The 20,651-nt window shown below is 72.4% G+C and carries 19 protein-coding genes; 11 read left to right on the forward strand and 8 right to left on the reverse strand.

Annotation, left to right across the window (positions count from 1 at the left end):
* Positions 1-59: 59 nt before the first annotated feature.
* The 3 genes from AC07AL_RS27845 to AC07AL_RS27855 form a co-directional block, all read right to left on the reverse strand.
* Positions 60-830 (reverse strand): hypothetical protein, encoded by a 771-nt coding sequence (locus AC07AL_RS27845; protein ID WP_478318586.1) that lies wholly within the window; start codon positions 828-830, stop codon positions 60-62.
* A gap of 248 nt (positions 831-1,078) precedes the next feature.
* The gene (locus AC07AL_RS27850) at positions 1,079-2,107 is read right to left on the reverse strand and encodes an SDR family NAD(P)-dependent oxidoreductase (RefSeq protein ID WP_363622064.1); all 1,029 of its coding nucleotides are present in this window, start codon (positions 2,105-2,107) and stop codon (positions 1,079-1,081) included.
* Between the two features lie 74 nt (positions 2,108-2,181).
* Positions 2,182-3,399 carry a UDP-N-acetylglucosamine--N-acetylmuramyl-(pentapeptide) pyrophosphoryl-undecaprenol N-acetylglucosamine transferase gene (locus tag AC07AL_RS27855; RefSeq protein ID WP_478318589.1) on the reverse strand — a complete coding sequence of 406 codons (1,218 nt, stop codon included), beginning with the start codon at positions 3,397-3,399 and terminating at the stop codon, positions 2,182-2,184.
* 181 nt (positions 3,400-3,580) lie between these two features.
* Between AC07AL_RS27855 and AC07AL_RS27860 the strand changes: the two genes are divergently transcribed.
* Both AC07AL_RS27860 and AC07AL_RS27865 read left to right on the forward strand, forming a co-directional pair.
* The gene (locus AC07AL_RS27860; RefSeq protein ID WP_478318591.1) at positions 3,581-4,267 is read left to right on the forward strand and encodes a response regulator transcription factor; all 687 of its coding nucleotides are present in this window, start codon (positions 3,581-3,583) and stop codon (positions 4,265-4,267) included.
* Positions 4,264-5,664 carry a sensor histidine kinase gene (locus AC07AL_RS27865; RefSeq protein WP_363581062.1) on the forward strand — a complete coding sequence of 467 codons (1,401 nt, stop codon included), beginning with the start codon at positions 4,264-4,266 and terminating at the stop codon, positions 5,662-5,664. The genes AC07AL_RS27860 and AC07AL_RS27865 overlap by 4 nt, the downstream gene beginning before the upstream one ends.
* Before the next feature lie 93 nt (positions 5,665-5,757).
* Here the strand turns inward: AC07AL_RS27865 and AC07AL_RS27870 are convergent, their stop codons facing one another.
* Positions 5,758-6,183 (reverse strand): hypothetical protein, encoded by a 426-nt coding sequence (locus tag AC07AL_RS27870; protein ID WP_363581061.1) that lies wholly within the window; start codon positions 6,181-6,183, stop codon positions 5,758-5,760.
* Between the two features lie 303 nt (positions 6,184-6,486).
* On the opposite strand from AC07AL_RS27870, the gene AC07AL_RS27875 reads away from it, so the two are divergent.
* Positions 6,487-7,410, forward strand: coding sequence for a hypothetical protein (locus AC07AL_RS27875; protein ID WP_478318593.1), 924 nt, complete (start codon positions 6,487-6,489; stop codon positions 7,408-7,410).
* 283 nt (positions 7,411-7,693) lie between these two features.
* Entirely contained in the window at positions 7,694-8,365 is a 672-nt protein-coding gene (locus tag AC07AL_RS27880) for a DUF4232 domain-containing protein (protein WP_478318595.1), read from the forward strand.
* Positions 8,366-8,438: 73 nt separating this feature from the next.
* Here AC07AL_RS27880 and AC07AL_RS27885 read toward each other — a convergent pair whose 3' ends face one another.
* On the reverse strand, positions 8,439-8,765 hold the full coding sequence (locus AC07AL_RS27885; RefSeq protein WP_363581055.1) for a nuclear transport factor 2 family protein: 327 nt from the start codon (positions 8,763-8,765) through the stop codon (positions 8,439-8,441).
* A 56-nt stretch (positions 8,766-8,821) separates the two neighbouring features.
* Positions 8,822-10,006: a M20 metallopeptidase family protein gene (locus tag AC07AL_RS27890; RefSeq protein WP_478318597.1), complete on the reverse strand. Its 1,185-nt coding sequence runs from the start codon at positions 10,004-10,006 to the stop codon at positions 8,822-8,824.
* Positions 10,007-10,156: 150 nt separating this feature from the next.
* On the opposite strand from AC07AL_RS27890, the gene AC07AL_RS27895 reads away from it, so the two are divergent.
* The 3 genes from AC07AL_RS27895 to AC07AL_RS27905 all read left to right on the forward strand — a co-directional run bounded on the left by AC07AL_RS27895 (position 10,157) and on the right by AC07AL_RS27905 (position 13,323).
* The gene (locus AC07AL_RS27895) at positions 10,157-11,203 is read left to right on the forward strand and encodes an Lrp/AsnC family transcriptional regulator (RefSeq protein ID WP_363630853.1); all 1,047 of its coding nucleotides are present in this window, start codon (positions 10,157-10,159) and stop codon (positions 11,201-11,203) included.
* 240 nt (positions 11,204-11,443) lie between these two features.
* Positions 11,444-12,292, forward strand: coding sequence for a PLL family lectin (locus AC07AL_RS27900; protein ID WP_478318599.1), 849 nt, complete (start codon positions 11,444-11,446; stop codon positions 12,290-12,292).
* A gap of 176 nt (positions 12,293-12,468) precedes the next feature.
* The gene (locus AC07AL_RS27905; protein WP_363581047.1) at positions 12,469-13,323 is read left to right on the forward strand and encodes a PIG-L family deacetylase; all 855 of its coding nucleotides are present in this window, start codon (positions 12,469-12,471) and stop codon (positions 13,321-13,323) included.
* Positions 13,324-13,501: 178 nt separating this feature from the next.
* On the opposite strand, the gene AC07AL_RS27910 is transcribed toward AC07AL_RS27905, so the two are convergent.
* Positions 13,502-14,257 (reverse strand): SDR family oxidoreductase, encoded by a 756-nt coding sequence (locus AC07AL_RS27910; protein WP_363581045.1) that lies wholly within the window; start codon positions 14,255-14,257, stop codon positions 13,502-13,504.
* A gap of 376 nt (positions 14,258-14,633) precedes the next feature.
* Here AC07AL_RS27910 and AC07AL_RS27915 point away from each other — a divergent pair, with 376 nt between their 5' ends.
* Together AC07AL_RS27915 and AC07AL_RS27920 are read left to right on the forward strand one after the other, a co-directional pair.
* Positions 14,634-15,512 carry an oxidoreductase gene (locus AC07AL_RS27915; RefSeq protein WP_363581043.1) on the forward strand — a complete coding sequence of 293 codons (879 nt, stop codon included), beginning with the start codon at positions 14,634-14,636 and terminating at the stop codon, positions 15,510-15,512.
* A 195-nt stretch (positions 15,513-15,707) separates the two neighbouring features.
* Positions 15,708-16,535, forward strand: a complete 828-nt coding sequence (locus AC07AL_RS27920) for a lipase family protein (RefSeq protein ID WP_363581041.1) — start codon at positions 15,708-15,710, stop codon at positions 16,533-16,535.
* Positions 16,536-16,865: 330 nt separating this feature from the next.
* Here AC07AL_RS27920 and AC07AL_RS27925 read toward each other — a convergent pair whose 3' ends face one another.
* A complete protein-coding gene (locus AC07AL_RS27925) occupies positions 16,866-17,843 on the reverse strand; it encodes an alpha/beta hydrolase (protein ID WP_363581039.1) in 978 nt (325 codons plus the stop codon).
* Positions 17,844-17,953: 110 nt separating this feature from the next.
* Between AC07AL_RS27925 and AC07AL_RS27930 the strand changes: the two genes are divergently transcribed.
* Complete coding sequence (locus AC07AL_RS27930) at positions 17,954-19,012, forward strand: helix-turn-helix domain-containing protein (RefSeq protein ID WP_478318603.1); 1,059 nt, start codon at positions 17,954-17,956, stop codon at positions 19,010-19,012.
* 259 nt (positions 19,013-19,271) lie between these two features.
* Positions 19,272-20,507 (forward strand): epoxide hydrolase family protein, encoded by a 1,236-nt coding sequence (locus AC07AL_RS27935; RefSeq protein WP_478318605.1) that lies wholly within the window; start codon positions 19,272-19,274, stop codon positions 20,505-20,507.
* The last annotated feature ends 144 nt before the right edge of the window (positions 20,508-20,651 follow it).

Consider the following 20,651-nt stretch of genomic DNA (forward strand, 5'->3'; position numbering starts at 1 on the left):
TCACCACCCCGAACGGACACGGTGAGTGTGGCCGAGCCACCCGAGCCGTGGGCCGGCTGTCAGACGCAGCGGGCTTGCAGGTCCGCGGCGGAGTACCGCTTGCTGATCTTGCGCCCGGAGTCGTCGCGCAGGAAGAAGTACCACTGCTGATCCCTGTGGTGCCAGATCTTGTCCCGGACGGTGCCGCAGTGGGGGGTGCGGTTACGGTCATCGAGCACCACCTGCGCTCGTTGGCCGTCGTGGAAGGCGGGCGCGGGTATCTCGGCACCGCCCGGACTCAGCACGGCTGCGCGCGCCCGGTCGGTGAGCTGGTCCGCTTCCAGAGCCGAGTGAAGAACCGACCGGGCACACGACCGATCGTGGACGGTACCGAACGGAACCAGCTCATGGAGCTCGAAACGGCGGCTCGGCTCGGCACTGAGCCTGGCGGACGCGTGCAGGAGCATCGGCACCTCGGCCCAGCCCCCGGGCGGAAGCTCCCGATACACCTCACCCGAGGCACCCATGGCGGCCAGAACGTCGGGCGGGACCAGAGGATGACGGACGTAGGCCTCGACAACCGCCAGACGCAGGTGCGCGGCAGGGATTCGCCGGCACAAGGCCACCAGGTCGCCGGGTCTGGTGATCAGGTTGATGAACGTGTGGTCGACGAACCGCTGGGCATCGAGGTGCTGCTCGCCACGTGCGTGGATGATGTCGACGGCGTCGGCGAACGCTGCGGGGAAGAGGTCTTCGTACGCCCATAGCCGGTAGGCGTTCAGTCGGTCGGCGAGCAGCCGGTAGCGTTGCTGGGCCGACAACGACATCAATCCATGGACGTCGATGTCCACTCACCTTCTCCCATCGCGGTCCGTGCCGGCGCTCGCAGTGTAGGACACCCTTTCACCGCACGATCAGTGTCGGCAGCCAACACCTGAAGGAAGGCGGCACGTTCATCGAACGCGCGGCGGTCCTTGAGGTGCCGGTTTCCGGGGTCGTTGGGTCGGCGCCGGTGGTGGGGCTTGGCGCCGGAGCCGACGGGTGGGCTCCGGCACCAAGGCCCCTTCCCCAGGGGGAAGTTGGCCGCAAAGTGGCGGCGTCAGACCTGGTAGCGGTCCGGGGCGAGGAGGTGCAGGTGTTCGGCGACCCAGTCGGAGGTGTGGCGCAGGCCCTCGTCCAGGCCGACCCGGGGCTGCCAGCCGGCCAGGTCGCGCGCCTTGCGGTTGTCGGAGAGCAGCCGTTCGACCTCGCTGCCGCCGGGGCGCAGCCGGGTCGGGTCGACGACGATGTCGGCGTCCCGGCCGGAGGCGACGATCAGGGCCTTGGCCAGGTCGCCGATGGACACCTCGCTGCCGGTGCCGAGGTTGACGGTCTCGCCGAGCGTGCGGTCGGCGCGGGCGATGGCCAGGAAGCCCTCCGCGGTGTCGGTGGCGTAGGTGAAGTCCCGGGTGGGGGTGGTCGAGCCGAGCCTGATCTCCCGTGCACCGGAGTGGAGTTGGGCCAGGATGGTGGGGATGACGGCGCGGGCGGACTGGCGCGGGCCGTAGGTGTTGAACGGGCGGACGACGGCGACCGGCAGTTCGAAGGCGTGCCAGTAGGAGAGTGCCATCATGTCCGCGCCGATCTTCGAGGCGGAGTACGGGGACTGCGGCTGGAGCGGGTGGTGCTCGTCGATGGGTGCGGTGATCGCGGTCCCGTACACCTCGCTGGTGGACGTGTGCACCAGGCGGGCGCCGTGCCGCAGGCAGGCGGCGGCGACGTTCTGGGTGCCCACGACGTTGGTCTGCACGTAGGCCTCGGGGGCCTGGTAGCTGTAGGGGATGCCGATGAGCGCGGCGAGGTGGAAGACGGTGTCGCAGCCGGCGACGGCGTCCAGGACCCGGCCGGCGTCGCGGACGTCTCCGGCGAGCATCTCGACGGGGCTGTCGGGGTCGGCCAGGTAGTGGGCGAGGTATCCGCGCTCGGCGTACGGCTTGTAGTGGACCAGGGCCCGGACGCGGGCGCCGCGGGCGACCAGCAGGTCGACGAGGGTGCTGCCGATGAAGCCTTCGGCGCCGGTGACCAGGACGGTCCGGCCGGTCCAGTCCTGGTGGGCGGCGGGGGTGTTCGGGTGGGCGGGGCGGTTCATGGTGGTCCTCCGGTGGTTCGGGGTGGGTGGTCGGCGGTCAGCAGTCAGGTGGTCGGCGGTCAGGTGGTCGGCGGTCAGCGGTCGTACGGGCCGGGGAGGGGGGCCGGGACGGCGGGCGGCGCGGGCGCCGGGGTCCGGCCGATGACGCGCAGCACCTTGGCGGCCAGCAGGTCGGCGGCGCGCGCGTGGTCGCCCGGGTCGGCGGCCTGCGCCATCGCGGCGAGCCGGGCCGGGTCGGCGAGCAGCGGTTCCACCAGGGCGGCCAGCCGTTCGCCGGTGCACTCGTCGTCCGGCAGCAGCAGGCCGGCGCCGGCGTCGGAGAGGACGCGCGCGTTGTGGGTCTGGTGGTCGTGCGGCGCGTGCGGGTAGGGCACCAGCACGGCGGGCATCCGGAGGCTGGAGAGTTCGGCGACGGTGGCCGCGCCGGCCCTGCACACCATGAGGTCGGCGGCCGCGTAGGCGAGGTCCATCCGGTCCAGGTAGGCGACGGCGTGCGCCACCGGGTTGCCGTCCAGCGCGGCCCGGACCTGCGCCAGCGCGGCCGGGCCGGTCTTGATCAGCAGCCGCCGGTCGGTGCGGTGGCGCCAGCGTCCGGCCAGTTCGACGGCGGCCGCGGTGAGGCGGGCGGCGCCGAGGCTGCCGCCGTTGAAGACCAGCAGCCGGACGCCGTCCGGGACGGCGAAGTGCCGACGGGCCTCGGCGCGCAGCGCCGCCCGGTCGAGCTGGGCGACGGCGCCGACCAGCGGCATCCCGACGGTCTGCGCCGAGCGGCCGGCGGGCAGGTGCTCGCGGGTGCGGTCGAAGGCGAGCGCGATGTGCGGGGTGAGCCGGGCGGCGAAGCGGTTGGCCCGCCCGGGCACCGCGTTCGACTCGTGCACCACGCTCGGCAGCCCGGCCATCCTGGCGCCGACGATCACCGGCGCGCTCGGGTAGCCGCCCATGCCGACCGCGACCTGCGCGCCCTGGGCCCGCAGGATCTCCCGGCAGTCCCGGCCGGAGCGCAGCAGAGCCGCGGGCAGCAGGTAGCGGCGCGCGCCGAGGGAGGCGTCGAAGGGGATCATGTCGACGGTGTGCAGCCGGTAGCCGGCCTGCGGGATGAGGGTGGTCTCCAGTCCGCGTTCGGTGCCGACGAAGGAGATCACGGCCCGCGGGTCGGCTCTGCGCAGCGCCTCGGCCAGCGCGAGGCCCGGGTAGATGTGTCCGCCGGTGCCGCCGGCGCCGATCACCACCGACAGGGGGCGGGCCGGATCGTGGTTGGCATGGTTGCCGTGGTTGCCGTGTTCTGTCCGCATGCCGTCGAGCTTGCTGAGGCCGCCTAAGAGACTTCTCAGAGTCGTTCTGCGGGGCGAGGACGACGGACACGCCCAGGCGCGACCGGCGGCACAGAGGTGGCAACGCCCGGCAGAGGGCCCCGTGGCCGCCGCGAGGACGAGCTAAGAGGCTTCTCAGATTCGTTCTGAGAGGGTTGTCCGCATGAGCAACGGGCAGAGAGTGCTGGTCGTCGACGACGATCCGGAGGTGCGGGCCGCCGTCGAGGACGGGCTGGCCGTCGAGGGCTACCAGGTGCGCGGCGCCGCCGACGGGCTGGCGGCGCTGAACGAGGTGTCCGGCTGGCAGCCCGACGCGATGGTCCTCGACCTGATGATGCCCGTCCTCGACGGGCTGGCCGTCTGCCGCCGGCTGCGGGCCCTGGGCGACCGGCTCCCGATCCTGGTGCTGACCGCGCGCGACTCGGTGAGCGACCGCGTCGACGGCCTCGACGCGGGAGCCGACGACTACCTGGTCAAGCCGTTCGCCCTGGACGAGCTGACCGCCCGGCTGCGCGCCCTGCTGCGGCGCACCGTCCCGGCCGCCGAGGAGCCCGGCTACCGCTTCGCCGACCTGGAGGTCGACCCGGCCACCCGGACCGGGAGCAGGGCCGGACGGCCTGTGGAGTTCTCGCGCACCGAGTTCGCGCTGCTGGAGGTGCTGCTGCGCCACCCCGGCCAGGTGCTCCCGCGCGAGGTGATCATGGAGCGGGTGTGGGGCGCCGACTTCGGCCCCGACTCCAACTCCCTCGCCGTCTACGTCGGCTACCTGCGCCGCAAGCTGGAGGCCGGCGGCGAACCCCGGCTGGTGCACACGGTGCACGGGGTCGGCTACCGGCTGGACCGGGCTTGAGGGCGCACGCGCGCTGGCGGCGCCGGCGCCCGCTGCGCACCCGGCTGGCCCTCGCCTGCACGGCAGCGGTCGCCGTGGTGGCGCTCGGGATCAGCGCGGCCGCGTTCAGCATCGTCCGCTACGAGCTCAACCACCAGCTCGACCAGCACCTCACCCAGCAGGCCACCCTGGTGCAGCAGCAGCACCGCGACCAGGGGCCGCAGGTCGTCTACGGCGAGTGCAACTTCCTGGCCGCCCCGGCCTGCGCCCAGATCGTCTCCGCCGACCCCGGCAAGGCGCCGAACGAGCCGTACCTGCTGCCCGTCACGCCGACCACCCGCCAGGTCGCCGACCGGCAGCGGGCCGGCTACTTCACCGACCTCACCATCGGCGGCCACCCGGCCCGGATGCTCACCACCCCGATGATCGCGGCGCCGCCCGGCGCCCGGCAGGCCGTCCAGGTCGCGCTGCGCGCCGACAGCGTCCAGGAGGGAGTGCGTCAGGCCGGCGCGCTGATGGCGGCCGTCGCGGCGGCGGGCCTGCTGCTGGCCGCCGTACTCGGGCGCACCGTGGCCCGCACCGCCCTCGCCCCGGTCGCCCGGCTGACCCGCACCGCCGAACGGATCGCCGACACCCGGGACGCGGGGCTGCGGATCGAACTGCCGCCCGGGCGCCGCGAGGACGAACTGACCAGGCTGGCGGGCAGCTTCAACACCATGCTGGGCGAACTGGAGCAGTCCGTGGCCGCCCAGCGCAGGCTCGTCGCCGACGCCTCGCACGAGCTGCGCACCCCGCTGACGGCGCTGCGCACCAACGCCGAACTGCTGGCCCGCGCCGACCGGTTGACCGAGGGACAGCGGGAGCGGGCGGCGTCCGCACTGCACCGCCAGCTGCGCGAGGTGACCGGGATGGTGAACGACCTCATCGAGCTGGCCCGCGACGAGGAGCCGCAGCCGCTGCTCGAACAGGTCGCGGTCGGCCGGCTCGTCGGGCACTGCGTCGACACCGCGCGCGGCCACTGGCCGGCGATCGCCTTCGCCCTCGACGACGACGCGGAGGGTGCCGCGGGCCACGGCGCCGCCGAGCGCACCGTCCCCGGCGTGCCGGCCCGGCTGGCCCGGCTGGTCTCCAACCTCCTCGACAACGCGGCCAAGTTCAGCCCGCCGGGCGCCACGGTCGAGGTCCGGCTCACCGCCGGGCTGGAACTGACCGTCCGCGACCACGGCCCCGGCATCGCGCCCGAGGACCTGCCGTACGTCTTCGACCGCTTCTACCGGGCCTCCGCCGCCCGCGCCCTGCCCGGCTCCGGGCTCGGGCTCGCCATGGCGCGGCAGATCGCCCACGCGCACGGCGCCACCCTCACCGCCGAGGCCGCCCCCGGCGGCGGGGCGCTGTTCCGCCTGCGGCTGCCGGGCTGAGCGGGCCGCGACGGTTCGGCGGCGCGGCGGCCAGGCGGCCCGGAGGAGGAGCGGCGGCGCGGCCCCATCGGCGGCTGGTCCGCGCCGCCGGTCTTAGCGGACCTCCACCGTCACCGGATCCGAGGTCCTCTCGCGAACGGGGTGGCGGTCGTCCAGGCCGGTCAGGCCGAACAGCACCGCGCGGTATTCCAGGACGCCGCCGTGTGCTGCCTTGACCTGCGCGGCGACCTCCGCTTCGGTGCCCGTCTCGACCACGGCGCCGCAGGTCATCCGCTCCCACGTCGACCCGCTGCCGCGGCCCTCCAGGCACACCTGCACGTAGGCGGCGCCGTCGTCGTCCCCGTGCCCCGTGACCGTGAAGGTCGTGCCGACCCGCGCCGTGTGCGGAGCCACGACCTCCACCTCGCCCTTGGCGAACGCGGGCCCGGCGGCCAGGGCCACCGAGGCCAGACCCAGCGCACCGATCACGGCGGCCCGGCCGCCCCACGCCTTCGTCCCGGTCCTCTTCGTCCTGCTCATGAACCAACCTCCTCTGGAACTCCCCCACATGGGGGGACCGCGCCTTGCGCAGGCGCCCGGGTGTGCCCACCGATTATCGGGGCCGGCCGCCGCCCCGGCCGGGTTGCGACGCGGCCCGGCGTGGTCGGGACGGGACGGTGGACTGCGGGATCGTCGGGCGGGTCGCTTCGGGAGTGGGCGGCTGCCGGTCCGGCACCACGGAGGGGCTGACCGTGGCCCCGGTTCTGCCCTTTCATCCCTCGTCCAATCGCTCCCGCCGCCCCTAGACTCGGCGGGCGGGGCGGCTGGAAGGACGGGGAGGGCGTGCGCGAGACACGGAGAACCGCGGAGCGGCAGACGACGGCGCCGGCCGCCGCCGAGCGCGGGGCACGCCTCACGGGCCTGGCCGCGCTTCAGCGGCGGGTGGGGAACGCCGCGGTGACACGCCAGGTGCAGCGCCAGAAGGGCGGCCTGGACGAGCACTACGCCACGAGGCCCACCGAGCACCCCGAGTGGGGGCCGTACCAGGAGCTGACGAAGGCCGCGGGCATCCCCCAACCCCAGGCCGACGCCGCCTGGCAACTGCTGCTCGGCGGGGTCGACTCGCAGGGCACGCTGAACGACGAGGCCATGGCGAAGACGAGCGACCGCCAGGAGCAGCGCGAGCTCCGGGCGTCGAACTCCTGGTACCAGGAGTTCGTCAAGCTCGTGGCCGAGCACCTGGAGATCGAGACGCCCACCATGGCCCTGTGGGCGGGCGGCATCGAGACCAGTGACTACGCGTACCGGAAGGGCCACACGCCCCTGGGACGGACCCGGATCGGCAGTGTGCTCAACGTCCTGGAGCTGCACCCGGACTGGAAGCTGACGGGGCCGATGTGGAGCGTCCTGTCCAAGGCCTTCGTGTCCCGCGCGACCGGCCCCGTGCACATCTTCGTACGGGCCTACGCTCCGGAGAGCATCCTCATCAGGCTGGAGGTCCCGGAACTACGGCTGGTCCAGCGGCTGAACCCGGACGTGAAGCTGATCTGGCACCCCGTGTACACCGCTCCCGGCGGGCAGATGAGGGAGATCTCGAAGGACTGCCGACTCGTCGACAACGCGGAGTACGACGGGCGGGACAAGTGCGTGAGCGCCCTCATCCAGTACCTCAGGATGTTCCACGACGACGGCAACACCGAGGCCGCCCCCGCCCACAAGAGCATGGAGCGGCTGCTCGTCGCGAACGGCCACAAGGACGGCGTCTGAGACTGCCTCCCGGGCAGGCGGGCCCTGCCTGCCCGGGCGGTGCGGCTACCGGACGACCACGGTGTCGGGGACGCGGTTCGGCCCGCCGGGGGTGAGGGCACCCGCCGGGGCGAGGGCATGGCGTGGGCGCCCTGCGCGGGTGAGCCGTCAACTGTCCGGCGGACAGGGCCCATCGGTTTCTGGGACAGGATCGGGATACTTCCCGCACCTGCCTGTGAACGACCCCCGCCTACGGTGATCACACCCGGTGAACCTCACCGGTCGAACGACATCGGGAGACCTCATGCGCACGCGCCGCCTCGCCCTCACCGCCGCCGCCGTCGCGGCGCTCGCCGCCACCGCGACGGCCTGCGGGCCGGACAACAGCGACACGGGCTCCACCGCCGCCAGCCCCGCGGCCACCGCCGCCGCGCCCACCAGGGCCGCAACCGCATCCACCGGGGCCTCGCCGACGAAAGCCGCCGCCGCGCCCACGTCGCCCTCGACGCCGAAGTCGTCCTCCACGCCGAAGTCGCCCGACGCGGCCTCCTCCCCCGCCGCCGACAAGACCGGCTACGGCCAGGCCTGCGGCGCCAACGACCTGGTCCTCGGCGCGAAGGCCGAATCCCAGGCCGGCGGCTACCTCCTGATCACGGCCAAGGCCAAGCCGGGCATCACCTGCACGCTCCCCGGCACCCACCCCACCATCGCGTTCGGCTCGCGCGGCATCGAGGCCGCCAACGCCGAACAGGCCACCGGCGAACCGATCACCCTGAGCGGCGCCAAGGTCGCGTACGCGGGCATCATGACGAAGACCACCAAGGACAACCAGGCGGTCCAGTTCACCGACGTCATCGTGGGCATCGGCAACGCCGACCCCAACCCGGCCAGCATCCTCGTCGGCGACACGCCGGTCGACAAGCCGATCGTCACCAACTGGCACACCGTCGCGAAGGACGCCGTCCCCGGCCTCTGACGGCCGTTCACCGACGGGGCGCGGACCGGCCGTACGACGGCGACCACCGTACGGGCCTGCGCTGTTGCGCTGTTCAGCCCAGGAAGTCGACGCGGTCGATGAGGCCTTCGCGCACCCGGTAGGCCACCAGGACGCGGACCGGCTCGTCGGCCAGGCCGTGGGCGACTTCGTGGTCGACCACCCAGTCGCCTTCGCTGAGCCGCCCCACGATCTCCGCCCGGCAGCGGCCCTTGGCGAACTGTCCGGCGTACCTGTCGCGCAGAGCCTGCCGGCCCTGAAGTCGGGTGCCGTCGGCCCGGTGGATCGTGATGTCCTCGGCATAGGTGGCGACGAAGGCGTCGATGTCGTGGCTGTTGTAGGCGGCGAGCTGCTGCTCGACCACCTCGCGCGGTTCGGTCATGTGATTGGTCGTTCCTTCCTCGGTGTACGGGTTACGTGTTACGGGTTCAACCGGGCTCAGGCCGCGAGACGGCGGGTGGCGAGTTCGGCGTAGAGCGCGGCCCCGTCGGGGAGCACCGCGTCGTCGAACTCCGCGTAGGGCGAGTGGTTGACCGGCAGGTCCTCGGGGTCGGTCCCCTTCGGGGCGGCGCCGAGCCACACGAACGATCCCGGCACGGCGTCCAGGACCCGGGAGAAGTCCTCCGACCCGGTCATCGGGTTCGGCATCGACTGGAAGCGCTCCTCGCCGAAGACCTCCCGGACGGTGTCCGCCAGGAAGTCGGTCTCGGCCCCGTCGGTCACGGTCACCGGGTACTGGGGAAGGTACTCGACCTCGGCCCGCAGGCCGTGGGCGGCCGCGATGGCCCTGACCAGCTCCACCGTGGTGTCGGCGGCCTTGGACTGCGCCTCGGCGGAGAAGGTGCGCACGGTCGCCTCGAAGTAGGCGGTCTCGGGGATGATGTTGCGCTGGGTACCGGCCTGGATCAGCCCGACGGTGACCACCACCGGATCGAACACGTCGAAGCGGCGGGTCACCATGGTCTGCAGGGCGGTGACCATCTCGCAGGCCGCCGGGATGGGGTCCTTGGCCCGGTGCGGTACCGAGCCGTGGCCGCCCGCACCGTGGACGGTGACGTTCAGCGCAGTGGAAGCGGCCAGGATCGGCCCGCGCCGGGAGCCGAACTCCCCGTGCCGCATGGCCGACGACACGTGCAGGGCGTAGGCGGCGACCGGGCGCCTGCCTGCCGCGTCGAGGACGCCCTCGGCCAGCATGGCTCCGGCTCCGTCCCACCCCTCCTCGCCCGGCTGGAACATGAAGACCACGTCGCCGTGGAGCTGTTCCCGCCGTGCGGCCAGCAGGTGTGCGGCACCCGCGAGCATGGTGGTGTGCAGATCGTGTCCGCAGGCGTGCATGGCCCCGTTGTCGGCGGCGAACGGCAGCGGGGCCTTCTCGGCGACCGGCAGGCCGTCCATGTCGCCGCGCAGCAGCACCGCCGGCCCCGGTCGGCCGCCGCGCAGCACCGCGGTGACCGAGCTCAGCGCGGAGCCCTGGCTCACCTCCAGCGGCAGTCCGTCCAGGGCCCGCAGCACCCGCTCCTGGGTGCGCGGCAGGGTCAGTCCCAGCTCCGGGAACCGGTGCAGGTCGTGGCGCAGCCGGACCAGGTCCGGGGCCAGAGCGAGAGCGTCGTCGTGCAGGGACACGGGCACCTCCGTCGATCCCGCGCGTGGCGGGAACTTGTGCAGAGCGATCTTGTTCCGTGATTCTGGATCTCTCGGCGGGATTTTCCCGCGATTTCGCAGGATCACGCCACCAGGAGGCCCTTCGATGAACGAATCCACCGGCAGCCGGCCGTGACCGGCGCCGAGGTGACGGTGGACGAGCTGGACCTCGCCCTGGTGAACGCGCTGCAACTGCGGCCCCGCGCACCCTGGTCCCTGCTCGGCCAGACGCTCGGGATCAGCCCGGTCACCGCCGCCCGCCGCTGGCACCGGCTCTCGCAGGCCGGGATCGCCTGGGTGACCGCCTACGGCCTGCCGCACCCCGAGGACCGCGGGTGCGTCGCCTACCTCGACCTCGACTGCGCTCCCGACCGGCTCCGGCAGATCGCCGACGAATTGGCCGAGGACCCGCACGTGATGAGCATCGAGCATCTCGCCCAGGGCTGCGACCTCGTCGTCACCGTGGCCTTCACCGACCTGGCGATGGTCTCCCGGTACACCGCCGAACGGCTCGGCCCACTCCCCGGGGTCAACGCCGTCCGCGTCCACCTGGCGACCGGCTTCTACGCCGAGGGGATCCGCTGGCGACTGGACTCGCTGGACCCCGCCCAGCGCGTGGAACTGCACGACGATCACCCGGCGGGCTACGGGACGCCGTCCGGCGCACGAGCTGAAGTCCGGCAAGAAGACCGGGAGTTGCTCATCAGACTGGGCGTCGACGGCCGCCTCGGCCAAGCCGAGCTGGCCGCCGCCACCGGGCTCAGCCCGTCCACGCTGCGCCGGCGCCTCGACCGGCTGGCCGCCTCCGACGCGATCCGCTTCCGCTGCGAGATCGCCGCCCGCGACGCCGGCCGGCCGGTCCTGGCGACCTTCCGGGCCAACCTCCCCCCGGACCGGCTCGACGAGGTCGGACCCCAGCTCGCCAGACTCCCCGAGGTCCGGCTGTGCGTGTCCGTCACCGGCCCTCACAACCTCCTGCTCTCCGTCTGGCAGCGCTCCCTCGCCGACGTCCAGCGGCTGGAAACCGCTCTCGCCCGCAGGTTCCCCGACCTGCGGGTGGCCGAGCGCCGCGTGTCGCTGCGCACCGTGAAGCGGATGGGCCGGATCCTCGACGCGGACGGACGCGCGGTCCGCGCCGTTCCGCTGGACATCTGGCGGGACCCGGTCCCGGTCTCCTGACGGCCGTTCAGCCGTTCAGCCGTTCAGTCGTTCGGACCGGTCGGCGCCGCAACGCGCCGTCGCCAGGAGCCGCCAGGAGCCGCGGGCCGCCTCGCGCAGGCCCGGCGGCCCGCCCGCGTGTTCCGGCCATTTCCGGGTGTAGGCGCCCGTACCGGTCGCCCTGGTGGGCAGGATGGCCGACGGCCCGCGCCACTGCCCGGCTCCGGGCCCCGCAGACCGATCGGAAGGCAGGGACCAACCATGCCCAGGAGCGCACGGCGACGCACGGCGGCGGCGACCGTCTGCGCCGCACTCATCGGCGCAGTCGGCCTCCTCGCACCATCCGCCCAGGCCCAGGCCCAGGCACGGACCCAGGCACCGGCCCCGGTACAGGCACCGGCGACCGCGTCGTCGACGGCGGACCGGCCCCGGGACACCACCACGCCCCCGGGCACCGAGGGGCAGTCCACCACGGTCACCCGTCCCGACGGCACCCAGGCACGGTTCGCGGTCTTCTCGACCGACTACGCCACCGGACAGACCATCTGGTACCAGACGCAGTCCGCCCCCGGCGGCCCGTTCGGCGCCTGGAGCCAGGTCAACGGCATGAACCTCAACTTCCAGAACCAGGTGCTCACCGCCGCCGCGGACGCCGACGGCGCCCTGGAGGTGTTCACCATCGGGTACCAGTCGTCGGTCCTGGTCCGGATGCACCAGGCCGGCCCGGACGGGCCGTGGTCGGCACCCGAGCCCTTCGGCCCCGCCGGGGCGGGCGTGCCGAGGTTCTTCGGGGCGCCGGTGGCCTTCCAGCGGACGGACGGCACGCTGGCCTTCTTCGAGGTCTACCAGGGCTCAAGCAGCCCGCAGTTGTACGTCAACGAGCAGAGCGCCCCCGGTGTCTGGGGCTCCTGGACCGCCCTGGGATCCGGTCCGCTGCCGTCCGGGGTCGCCACCCCCTCCTCCGTCACCGAGTCGGCCGACGGGACGTTGACCGTGGTCGCGCACATGTGGAACGCCTCCTCGTGGTTCGCCCAGATCTCCGAGCAGGCCCCGGGCGGCGCCTGGGGCCCCTGGCGCGACTGCCGACCCGGCAACTGCACCACCGGCTGACCTCGCCGCCCACACCCCGGAAGCCCCGCGAGGCGGCCGAGAGGCCGAGCGCACCGCCTGGCGGCGCCACCCCGCCGACCTGCCCGGCGGCCTCGACCACCCCGGGCCCGAGCCGCCCGAGGCGCTGGCGCAGACTGGGAGGCGGACCACACCCGACCGACCGGAGGACGACACCCATGGCCGACCGGCCCCTGACGCTGATGGCAGTGCACGCCCACCCCGACGACGAGGCCACCTCGACCGGCGGCGTCCTCGCCCGCTACGCCGCCGAGGGCATCCGCACCGTCCTCGTCACCTGTACCGACGGTGCCTGCGGCGACGGCCCCGGCGGCGCCAAGCCGGGCGAGGAGGGCCACGACCCCGCCGCCGTCGCCGAACTACGCCGCCAGGAACTCGAAGCCAGCTGCCGGGTCCTCGGGGTCGACCACCTCGAACTGCTCGGCTACGGCGACTCCGGGATGATGGGCTGGCCCGCCAACGACGCCCCGGGATCGTTCTGGAGCACCCCCGTCGCCGACGGCGCCGCCCGGCTCGCCGACCTGATGCTCCACTACCGGCCCGACGTCGTCGTGACCTACGACGAGAACGGCTTCTACGGCCACCCCGACCACATCCAGGCCAACCGCATCACCATGGCCGCCCTCACCCAGGCCGCCCTGACGCCCAAGGTGTACTGGACCACGGCGCCGCACTCGATGATGCAGCGCTTCGGCGAGCTCATGCGCGAGTTCGGCGCCGACGGGAACGACGGGGGCGACGGGGACAACCCGGAGCCCACCGGGGAGGCCGTGGAGCTGCCCCCGATCGGGCTGCCCGACGAGGAGATCACCACCTGGGTGGACGCCACCGCCTTCGGCGGGCAGAAGTACGACGCGCTGCTCGCGCACGCCAGCCAGGGCGAGAACATCTTCTTCCTGAAGATGGGCCGGGAGCGGTTCACCGAGCTGATGGGCGTGGAGACGTTCGTCCGGGTCCTCGACACCACCGGCGCGGCGCTGCCCGAGAAGGACCTGTTCACCGGCCTGCGCTGAGCCGCAGGCTGAGCCGCAGGGCAGGCCCGGGCCCCCGGACGAAACGATGCAGGCCACGCCCGGAAGGGCGTGGCCGCTTCCACTCGGGGGCAGTTGGCAAGGGTCCAGACCTGGACCGGAGCCCTGGCTGCCGGTACCCGTGCCCGCGCCGGTGACCGAACCGGTGCGGGCCGTCGGATCAGCGGGTGGTGTAGCCGCCGTTGGCGAACACGGTCTGCCCGTTGATCCACCAGCCGTCGGTGAGCAGGAACTTCACGAGCGGGGCGATGTCCTCGATCCTGGTGAGCTCCCCGTTCATGGAGGACGACTTGTGGTAGGCGACGGAGTCGTCGGTCTCGGCCGGGTAGAAGAACGAGGTGTCCATCGGGCCGGGGGCGACGTTGTTGACGGAGATGTTGCGGCCGAACAGTTCCTTGGACAGGGCGCGGGTGAAGTGCTCGACGGGGGACTTGCTACCGGCGTAGACGGAGTACAGGCCGGTGTAGGCGGCCAGCAGCGAGGTCACGATCGTGACGATCTTCCCGCCGTCCTCCAGACGCTTGGCCGCCTCGCGCATCATGAAGTACGCCGCCTTGGTGTTGACGGCGAACATCCTGTCGAACTCTTCCTCCGTGGTCTCCGTCATGGGCTTCTTGATGACCATGCCGGCCGTGTTGACCATGCAATCGACCTTGCCGAAGGCACGCACCGCGGTGTCGAACAGCGTCTCCACCTCGGCGACCCCGCTCAGGTCGCCCTGATGGACGATGGCGTCGCCGCCGAGCTTCTTCACGTCGGCCGCCGTCTGCTCGGCCTTGTCGCGGGAGGAATCGCTGTTGTAGTGCACAACGATCCTGGCACCGTCCCGGGCGCACTCCTTGGCGATGAGGCTGCCGAGGTTCTTCGATGCGCCTGCGATGACGACGACCTTGTCCTTGAGCGTATGGCCGGGCATGGAACTCTCCTCATCGGGAGCCGGAGGAAGGGGAGGGAAGGGGGGAAGCCGGGCAGGCCCGCCGGCCCGGACGGGTGTGCCTGGCGTCTCGCCGCCACCACCACGCTCACGCTATGGCGGCGTGCCAGGGCCCGCATGTCGAGGTCCCGCGGCTTGCGCCCGTGGCGATCGGCACTCACCACCACGCACGGGGGAAAGGCCCACGGCTTGGTGCCGGCCCGCATCACGCCACGGGCGGGTGTCCCTGCCACGCCCAGGAACACCGGGGTGCCGCCCCGCCCACCCCCGCTCCCCCAGAGTTAGGAATCACGCCGGGCTGTCCACGAGCATCCGATTCGTCGCCCCCGGCCTCAGCGAAACCGGCGAAAGGCACGACATGACCAGCAGCACTCCCGGCGGCACCCTCACCCTGGCCCCCGACCTCACCCTCAGCCGGATGGGCTACGGTGCCATGCAGTTGGCCGGCCCCGGCGTCCTCGGTCCCCCCAAGGACCGCGACCAGGCCTTGGCGGTCCTGCGCGAAGCCGTCGAGCTGGGCATCACCCACATCGACACCAGCGACTACTACGGGCCGTTCGTCGTCAACGCACTCATCAAGGAAGCCCTGCACCCCTACCCGGCCGGACTGCACATCGTCACCAAGGTCGGCGCCCGCCGCAACGAGACCGGCGACTGGATCCCCTCGCAGGAACCCGCGGACCTCAAGGCCCAGGTCCACGACAACCTCCGGCACCTCGGCCTGGAGGCCCTGGACGTCGTCAACCTGCGCCTGGACTCGGTGGAAAACATCTCCGACGCGCCCATCGCCGAGCGGTTCGGCGCCTTGGCCGACCTGCGCCGTCAGGGGCTGATCCGCCACCTGGGCATCAGCGGCGTCTCCGACGCCCAGCTCACCGAGGCGCAGGCCATCGCCCCGGTCGTCACCGTGCAGAACCTCTACAACCTGGCCAACCGGCAGGACGACACACTCGTGGACCGCTGCGCGGACCAGAACATCGCCTTCGCCTCGTTCTTCCCCTTGGGCGGCTTCAGCCCGCTCCAGTCCCAGGTGCTCAACGATGTCGCCGCCCGCCTCGACGCCTCCCCGCAACAGGTCGCACTGGCCTGGCTGTTGCAGCGCTCGGCCACCACCGTCCTGATCCCCGGCACCTCCTCCATCGCCCACCTGCGCGAGAACACCGCCGCGGCCGACCTGGTGCTGCCCGCCGACGCGGTCGCCGAACTCGACACCATCGGCTCGGCGAGAGCGCGGTAGTCCTCACCGTGGTCCTCAACCTCGACCATGGCCGGGCGCCCGTGTCCTGCGGCGGTTCCCTCACCGCCCGCCCGGATCCGGGTCCCGCCGCGGTTGCGCCCGTCCGGGTGGCCTTCCGCGCTTCCGGCTCCCCTCCGTTCGCATGCGGCGCTAGGTTGCTGGGCGACCCGCTGGCCCGCTTCCCGGAGGACACCGATGGCCATCTCCGCTCTGGACCACTCGACGACCCGCTATTCCCTCCCCCACGCCTACTGGATGGCGCAGGCCGCCGGACTGGCCGTGCTGGACCGGGCCGGCATCGAGGACAAGGCCCACGCCTGGGGCTTCGACGAGGTGCGGCACTTCGAGTCGACGCACCAGATGCCGTTCCTGATCGAGGACACCCAGGCCTACACGATGGCCAGCGACCGCATGATCGTCACCGGTTTCCGGGGCACCGAGGTCCTGAAGATCTACGACTGGCTCACCGACGTCAGCACCCCGCCCGTTCCCGGACCGGCGAACAAGGGCTTCGTCCACTACGGATTCCACCAGGCCCTGCGGTCCGTCTACCCCGAGATCCGCGACACCATCCAGGGACTGCGCACCAACGGGCAGAGCGTCTGGTTCACCGGCCACAGCCTCGGCGGCGCCCTCGCCATGCTGGCCGGCGCCTGCTGGTACTTCGAGGAGCCTCGCCAACTCCCCGACGGCGTCTACACCTTCGGCCAGCCCCGCACCTGTGAACGCCTTCTCGCCGCCGCCCACAACACGGCTTTCCGGGACCGCTGCTACCGCTTCGTCAACAACAACGACATCGTCCCCCAGCTCCCGCCCGAGCCGGCCTTCACCCACGTCAGCGCACTCCGCTACTTCGACGCCGACGGAGGGCTCCACGAGGCCATGCCGCTCATCGCCGGGTTGAAGGACCGGGCGAAGGGCTACCGCCAGGACATGTTCGCCCCCGAGACCGACGGCATCAAGGACCACCACCTGCGCAACTACCTCGCCGCGTTCGAGAAGAACCTCGCCACAACCGCCTGATCGCAGGACACCCCGGGCCGGCCGGGTGGCCCCGGCGCGACCAGGTGGCTCAACAGCGTTCGCGCCACTTCACCCTGCTGGGACGTCAAGGAGAAGTCCAACGGCTCCGCCGTACCGGTCGGTGCGGTGCTGACGTTGCCGGAGCTGGATTCCGTCTCCGACACTGCACACCCGGCGCACGCGGATACCGGGGTCACCGCCCGTGCTCCGTCTGGAGCAAGCGGCTGCTGACGGGATCTGCCCGACTCCCCCGCATGGCGGCGTCGATACGGCCGCCGCACCGGTGCCCCGCCACGCCTGTTGACGAGTCAGCCCGCTGTCATTTTCGGATCAGTAGTCCAGGACGCGCTGGAGATAGGCGGTCCTGGCCGCGATGGCGAGTTGCGAGACGGCCGCCTGCGGCGCGGCGGTGGCGAAGGCGTGCCAGGCTCCCGGCCACACGTGCAATTCGACCGGGACTCCGGACCGGGACAGCCGCGCGGCGTAGTCGATGGTCTCGTCCCGGAAGGTGTCGACCTGGCCGGTGTCGATGTAGGTGGCGGGCAGCCCGCTCAGGTCTGCCGCGCGGGCCGGAGCCGCGTAGGGCGAGACCTCGGGCCCGCCCCTGGCCTGCCCGAGCAGGCAGGTCCATGCCGTCAGGTTGGCCCGGCTGTCCCAGAATCCCTCGCGGTCGAGTTCCTGGCTGGACGCTGTCTGACAGCGGTCGTCGAGCATCGGCGCCTGCAGCATCTGGTGGGCCAGGGCCGGGCCGCCGCGGTCCCGAGCCAGCAGCGCCGTCGCCGCTGCGAGCCCACCGCCCGCGCTCGTGCCCCAGATGATCAGCCGTTCGGGGTCGATGGACAACTCGTCGGCGTTGGCCGCGACCCACGCCAGCCCGGCATAGCAGTCCTCGACGGGTGCGGGATGGGGATGCTCGGGAGCCAGCCGGTACTCCACCGAGATTCCGACGATGCCGAGGACGTCCACCCACTCGGCGAGCACGTGGGAGAGCTCCCACTTGTTGCCGGAGATCATGCCGCCACCGTGGGTGTGGTAGACGCACGGGCGTGAGCCCGCGCCGCGGGTAGGACGCATGATGAGCAGCGAGATCTCCGGTGCCCCGGCGGGGCCGGGCACCGTGCGTTCCTCGATCTCGACGGCCCCGTCCCGGCGCAGCGCGGCCGCGTCGGCCCCGCCGGGCACCGTCGCGTTCATTTCCCGGTAAGCGGGGATATCGGCCGGCCCGAGCCAGCCGAGTTCCCGCACCTCTTGCGGATAGGTGGCCAGGATTGCGGCCAACTCGGGGTCGAACGGTGGTCGGGAGTACATGCTCGGGTCCTTCCTTCAGTGGTTCGCCGCCCCAGTGTCCTGGCCGGTCGCCGCCCGATCCACCGCCGGATGGCTCACGTCATCCGCCATGTGGCGGATATGGTCCAGTGGTGGAAGAACTGCTCCAACGGCTCTCGGCACTGGATCCCGCCGCCGGGGACGCGGTGCGCGCCATCGCCTACTTCGACACCCTCGTCGAGCAGCGGGCCGGCCTCGATGCCTTCGTCAGGGCCGGGGCCATCCTCTCGGGCTGCACGGCGGGGCTGGCCGATCCCGACCGTCACGTCCTGGTGCGCATCCATCCCGACGGCCACCGGCTGGAACCGGCCGCGGACGTTCCCTCCTGGCCCGGCACCGCACTACGCGGTACGACCGCAGGCCGGGTCTGGCTCGAACGCACCGGCATGTCGCTGCCCACCGACGCCATCGTTCTCGAACGCCTCGCGGCCGGGGCGGGCATCGTCCTGGACCGAACCCGCGGCCGGGCCGCCACACACGACCCGGCCAGCGTGGAAGTGCTGCTCTCACCGGAGGCCACACCCGCAGCCCGCGCGCAGGGCGTGCGCAGACTCGCCCTTCCCGCAGCGAGATTCAGGGTCGCGGCCCTGCTGGGAAACCCGGATGATCCAACGATCAACCGGTGGAGCACTCGCCTCGGACGCGTGACCGCCGCCATCGTCGTCGACACCACGACCGAGCCCACCGCGAGCCTTGGACCCGGCATCGGGACCGAGCACGGGCCAAGAGCCGGGCTGGGCCCCGCCGTGGAAGCCGGTGGGCTGCCGCGATCATGGCACGGAGCGCTGACGGCGCTGCGGCTGACAGCCGAGACCCACGGTCCGCGCCACCTCAACTACGACGCGCTGGGCGGCCTGGCCCTCGTGGCCGAGCATGTCTCCCCGCACAACGCGTTGATCGAGGATGTGCGCGCGCTGCGTGCGGCGGAAAGAGCCGGCACCGGCGCGCTGGAAACCCTGGCCGCCCTCGAAGCCCACGGCAGCCTGCGCCAGGCAGCCGCCGCGTTGCATCTGCACCACTCCACACTCCAGGCGCGCCTGCCCAAGCTGACCGCCGCCCTCGGCTTCGCCCCCGACACCCCGCAAGGACGCACACGCCTCCACCTCGCCCTGGCCCTCCACCGACTCAACCTCAACGGTCCCCTTCCCTAGCCCCCTTCCCTAGCCACCGAGCAGCAGTCGCAGTCCTCGGGGGGGCGGTCACGTCGAAGACCATGAGGGCGCTCTCCGCTAGATCTAGATAAGGAGTACATCGGCCATCTGGCCGACCTGGCCGGCCGGTTCGACCCGCACACCAGCGGCAGGCACTCGCCGCGTCGCTGCCCGCACTCCTCAGGACGGCCCGGCCCGCCACCCGACCGACCGACACGCCGACGGCACCATTTCCTCCTCCCCGGAAAGGAACCACGCCATGACCGCCCCGCACGCCTTCCCCCTGGAACCCGCCCCGATCCACGTGCCCGACGAGGTCCTCGACGACCTGCGCACCCGTCTCACACTGACCCGTGCCCCGCTGGACGAGGGGAACGAGGACTGGTCCTACGGCGTCCCGGACAGCTACCTCCGTGAGCTGGTCGCCTACTGGCGGGACGGCTACGACTGGCGCAAGGCCGAGGCCGCCGTCAACGCCCACGAGCACTACCGGGTGAGCGTCGGCGGTGTCCCGGTGCACTTCATGCGCAAGCCCGGCCGCGGCCCCCGCCCGATCCCGTTGATCCTCACCCACGGCTGGCCGTGGACGTTCTGGCACTGGTCGAAGGTGATCGGCCCGCTCGCCGACCCGGCCGCATACGGCGGCGACCCCGCCGACGCGTTCGACGTCATCGTGCCGTCCCTGCCCGGCTTCGGCTTCCCCGGCCCGCTCACCGGCTTTCCCGACGTCAACTTCTGGAAGGTCTCCGACCTCTGGCACACCCTGATGACCGAGACCCTGGGATACGAGAAGTACGCCGCCGGGGGCTGCGACATCGGCGGGATCGTCTCCAGCCAGCTCGGCCACAAGTACGCCGACGAGCTGTACGGCATCCACATCGGCTCCGGGCTGCCGCTCGACTTCTTCACCGGCCCCCGCGCCTGGGACTTCGCCCGGAACCGGCCCCTCACCGACGACCAGCCCGCCGACGTCCGCGCCCGCACCATCGAGCTGGACCACCGCTCGGCGTCCCACCTCGCCGTGCACACGCTCGACGGCGCCACCCTGGCCCACGGGCTGAGCGACTCCCCCGCCGGGCTGCTCGCCTGGCTGCTGGAGCGCTGGAACGCCTGGAGCGACAACGGCGGAGACGTCGAATCCGTCTTCACCAAGGACGACCTGCTCACCCACGCCACGATCTACTGGGTGAACAACTCCATCGCCACGTCGATGCGTTACTACGCCAATGCCAACCGCTACCCCTGGACCCCCGCCCACGACCGCACCCCGGTCGTCCAGGCCCCGGTCGGCCTCACCCTCGTCACGTACGAGAACCCACCCGGTATCCACACCGCCGACGAACGCGTCCGGGCGTTCAAGACCGGCCCGCAGGCCGACTGGTTCAACCACGTCAACGTCAACGCCCACGACCGCGGCGGCCACTTCATCCCCTGGGAGAACCCCGACGCCTGGGTGGGCGACCTGCGCCGCACCTTCCACGACCGCAGGCCCTGAACAGCCCTGCCGGCTGGCCCGGCGACAGGCCGGACGAACGCTGCCCGGCGTGGGGGGGGGGGGGGGGGGGGGGGGGGGGGGGGGGGGAGGGGAGGGGGGGGGGGGGGGGGGGGGAGGGGGAGGGGGAGGGGGGGGGGGGAGGGA

The sequence above is a fragment of the Kitasatospora sp. NPDC043949 genome (genome assembly GCF_056435365.1).

Coding starts and splice junctions, on each gene's coding strand:
- AC07AL_RS27850 (WP_363622064.1), bottom strand. CDS start 2,107: ATGAACCGCCCCGCCCACCCGAACACCCCCGCCGCCCACCAGGACTGG.
- AC07AL_RS27855 (WP_478318589.1), bottom strand. CDS start 3,399: ATGCGGACAGAACACGGCAACCACGGCAACCATGCCAACCACGATCCG.
- AC07AL_RS27860 (WP_478318591.1), top strand. CDS start 3,581: ATGAGCAACGGGCAGAGAGTGCTGGTCGTCGACGACGATCCGGAGGTG.
- AC07AL_RS27870 (WP_363581061.1), bottom strand. CDS start 6,183: ATGAGCAGGACGAAGAGGACCGGGACGAAGGCGTGGGGCGGCCGGGCC.
- AC07AL_RS27880 (WP_478318595.1), top strand. CDS start 7,694: ATGCGCACGCGCCGCCTCGCCCTCACCGCCGCCGCCGTCGCGGCGCTC.
- AC07AL_RS27885 (WP_363581055.1), bottom strand. CDS start 8,765: ATGACCGAACCGCGCGAGGTGGTCGAGCAGCAGCTCGCCGCCTACAAC.
- AC07AL_RS27900 (WP_478318599.1), top strand. CDS start 11,444: ATGCCCAGGAGCGCACGGCGACGCACGGCGGCGGCGACCGTCTGCGCC.
- AC07AL_RS27905 (WP_363581047.1), top strand. CDS start 12,469: ATGGCCGACCGGCCCCTGACGCTGATGGCAGTGCACGCCCACCCCGAC.
- AC07AL_RS27910 (WP_363581045.1), bottom strand. CDS start 14,257: ATGCCCGGCCATACGCTCAAGGACAAGGTCGTCGTCATCGCAGGCGCA.
- AC07AL_RS27915 (WP_363581043.1), top strand. CDS start 14,634: ATGACCAGCAGCACTCCCGGCGGCACCCTCACCCTGGCCCCCGACCTC.
- AC07AL_RS27920 (WP_363581041.1), top strand. CDS start 15,708: ATGGCCATCTCCGCTCTGGACCACTCGACGACCCGCTATTCCCTCCCC.
- AC07AL_RS27925 (WP_363581039.1), bottom strand. CDS start 17,843: ATGTACTCCCGACCACCGTTCGACCCCGAGTTGGCCGCAATCCTGGCC.
- AC07AL_RS27935 (WP_478318605.1), top strand. CDS start 19,272: ATGACCGCCCCGCACGCCTTCCCCCTGGAACCCGCCCCGATCCACGTG.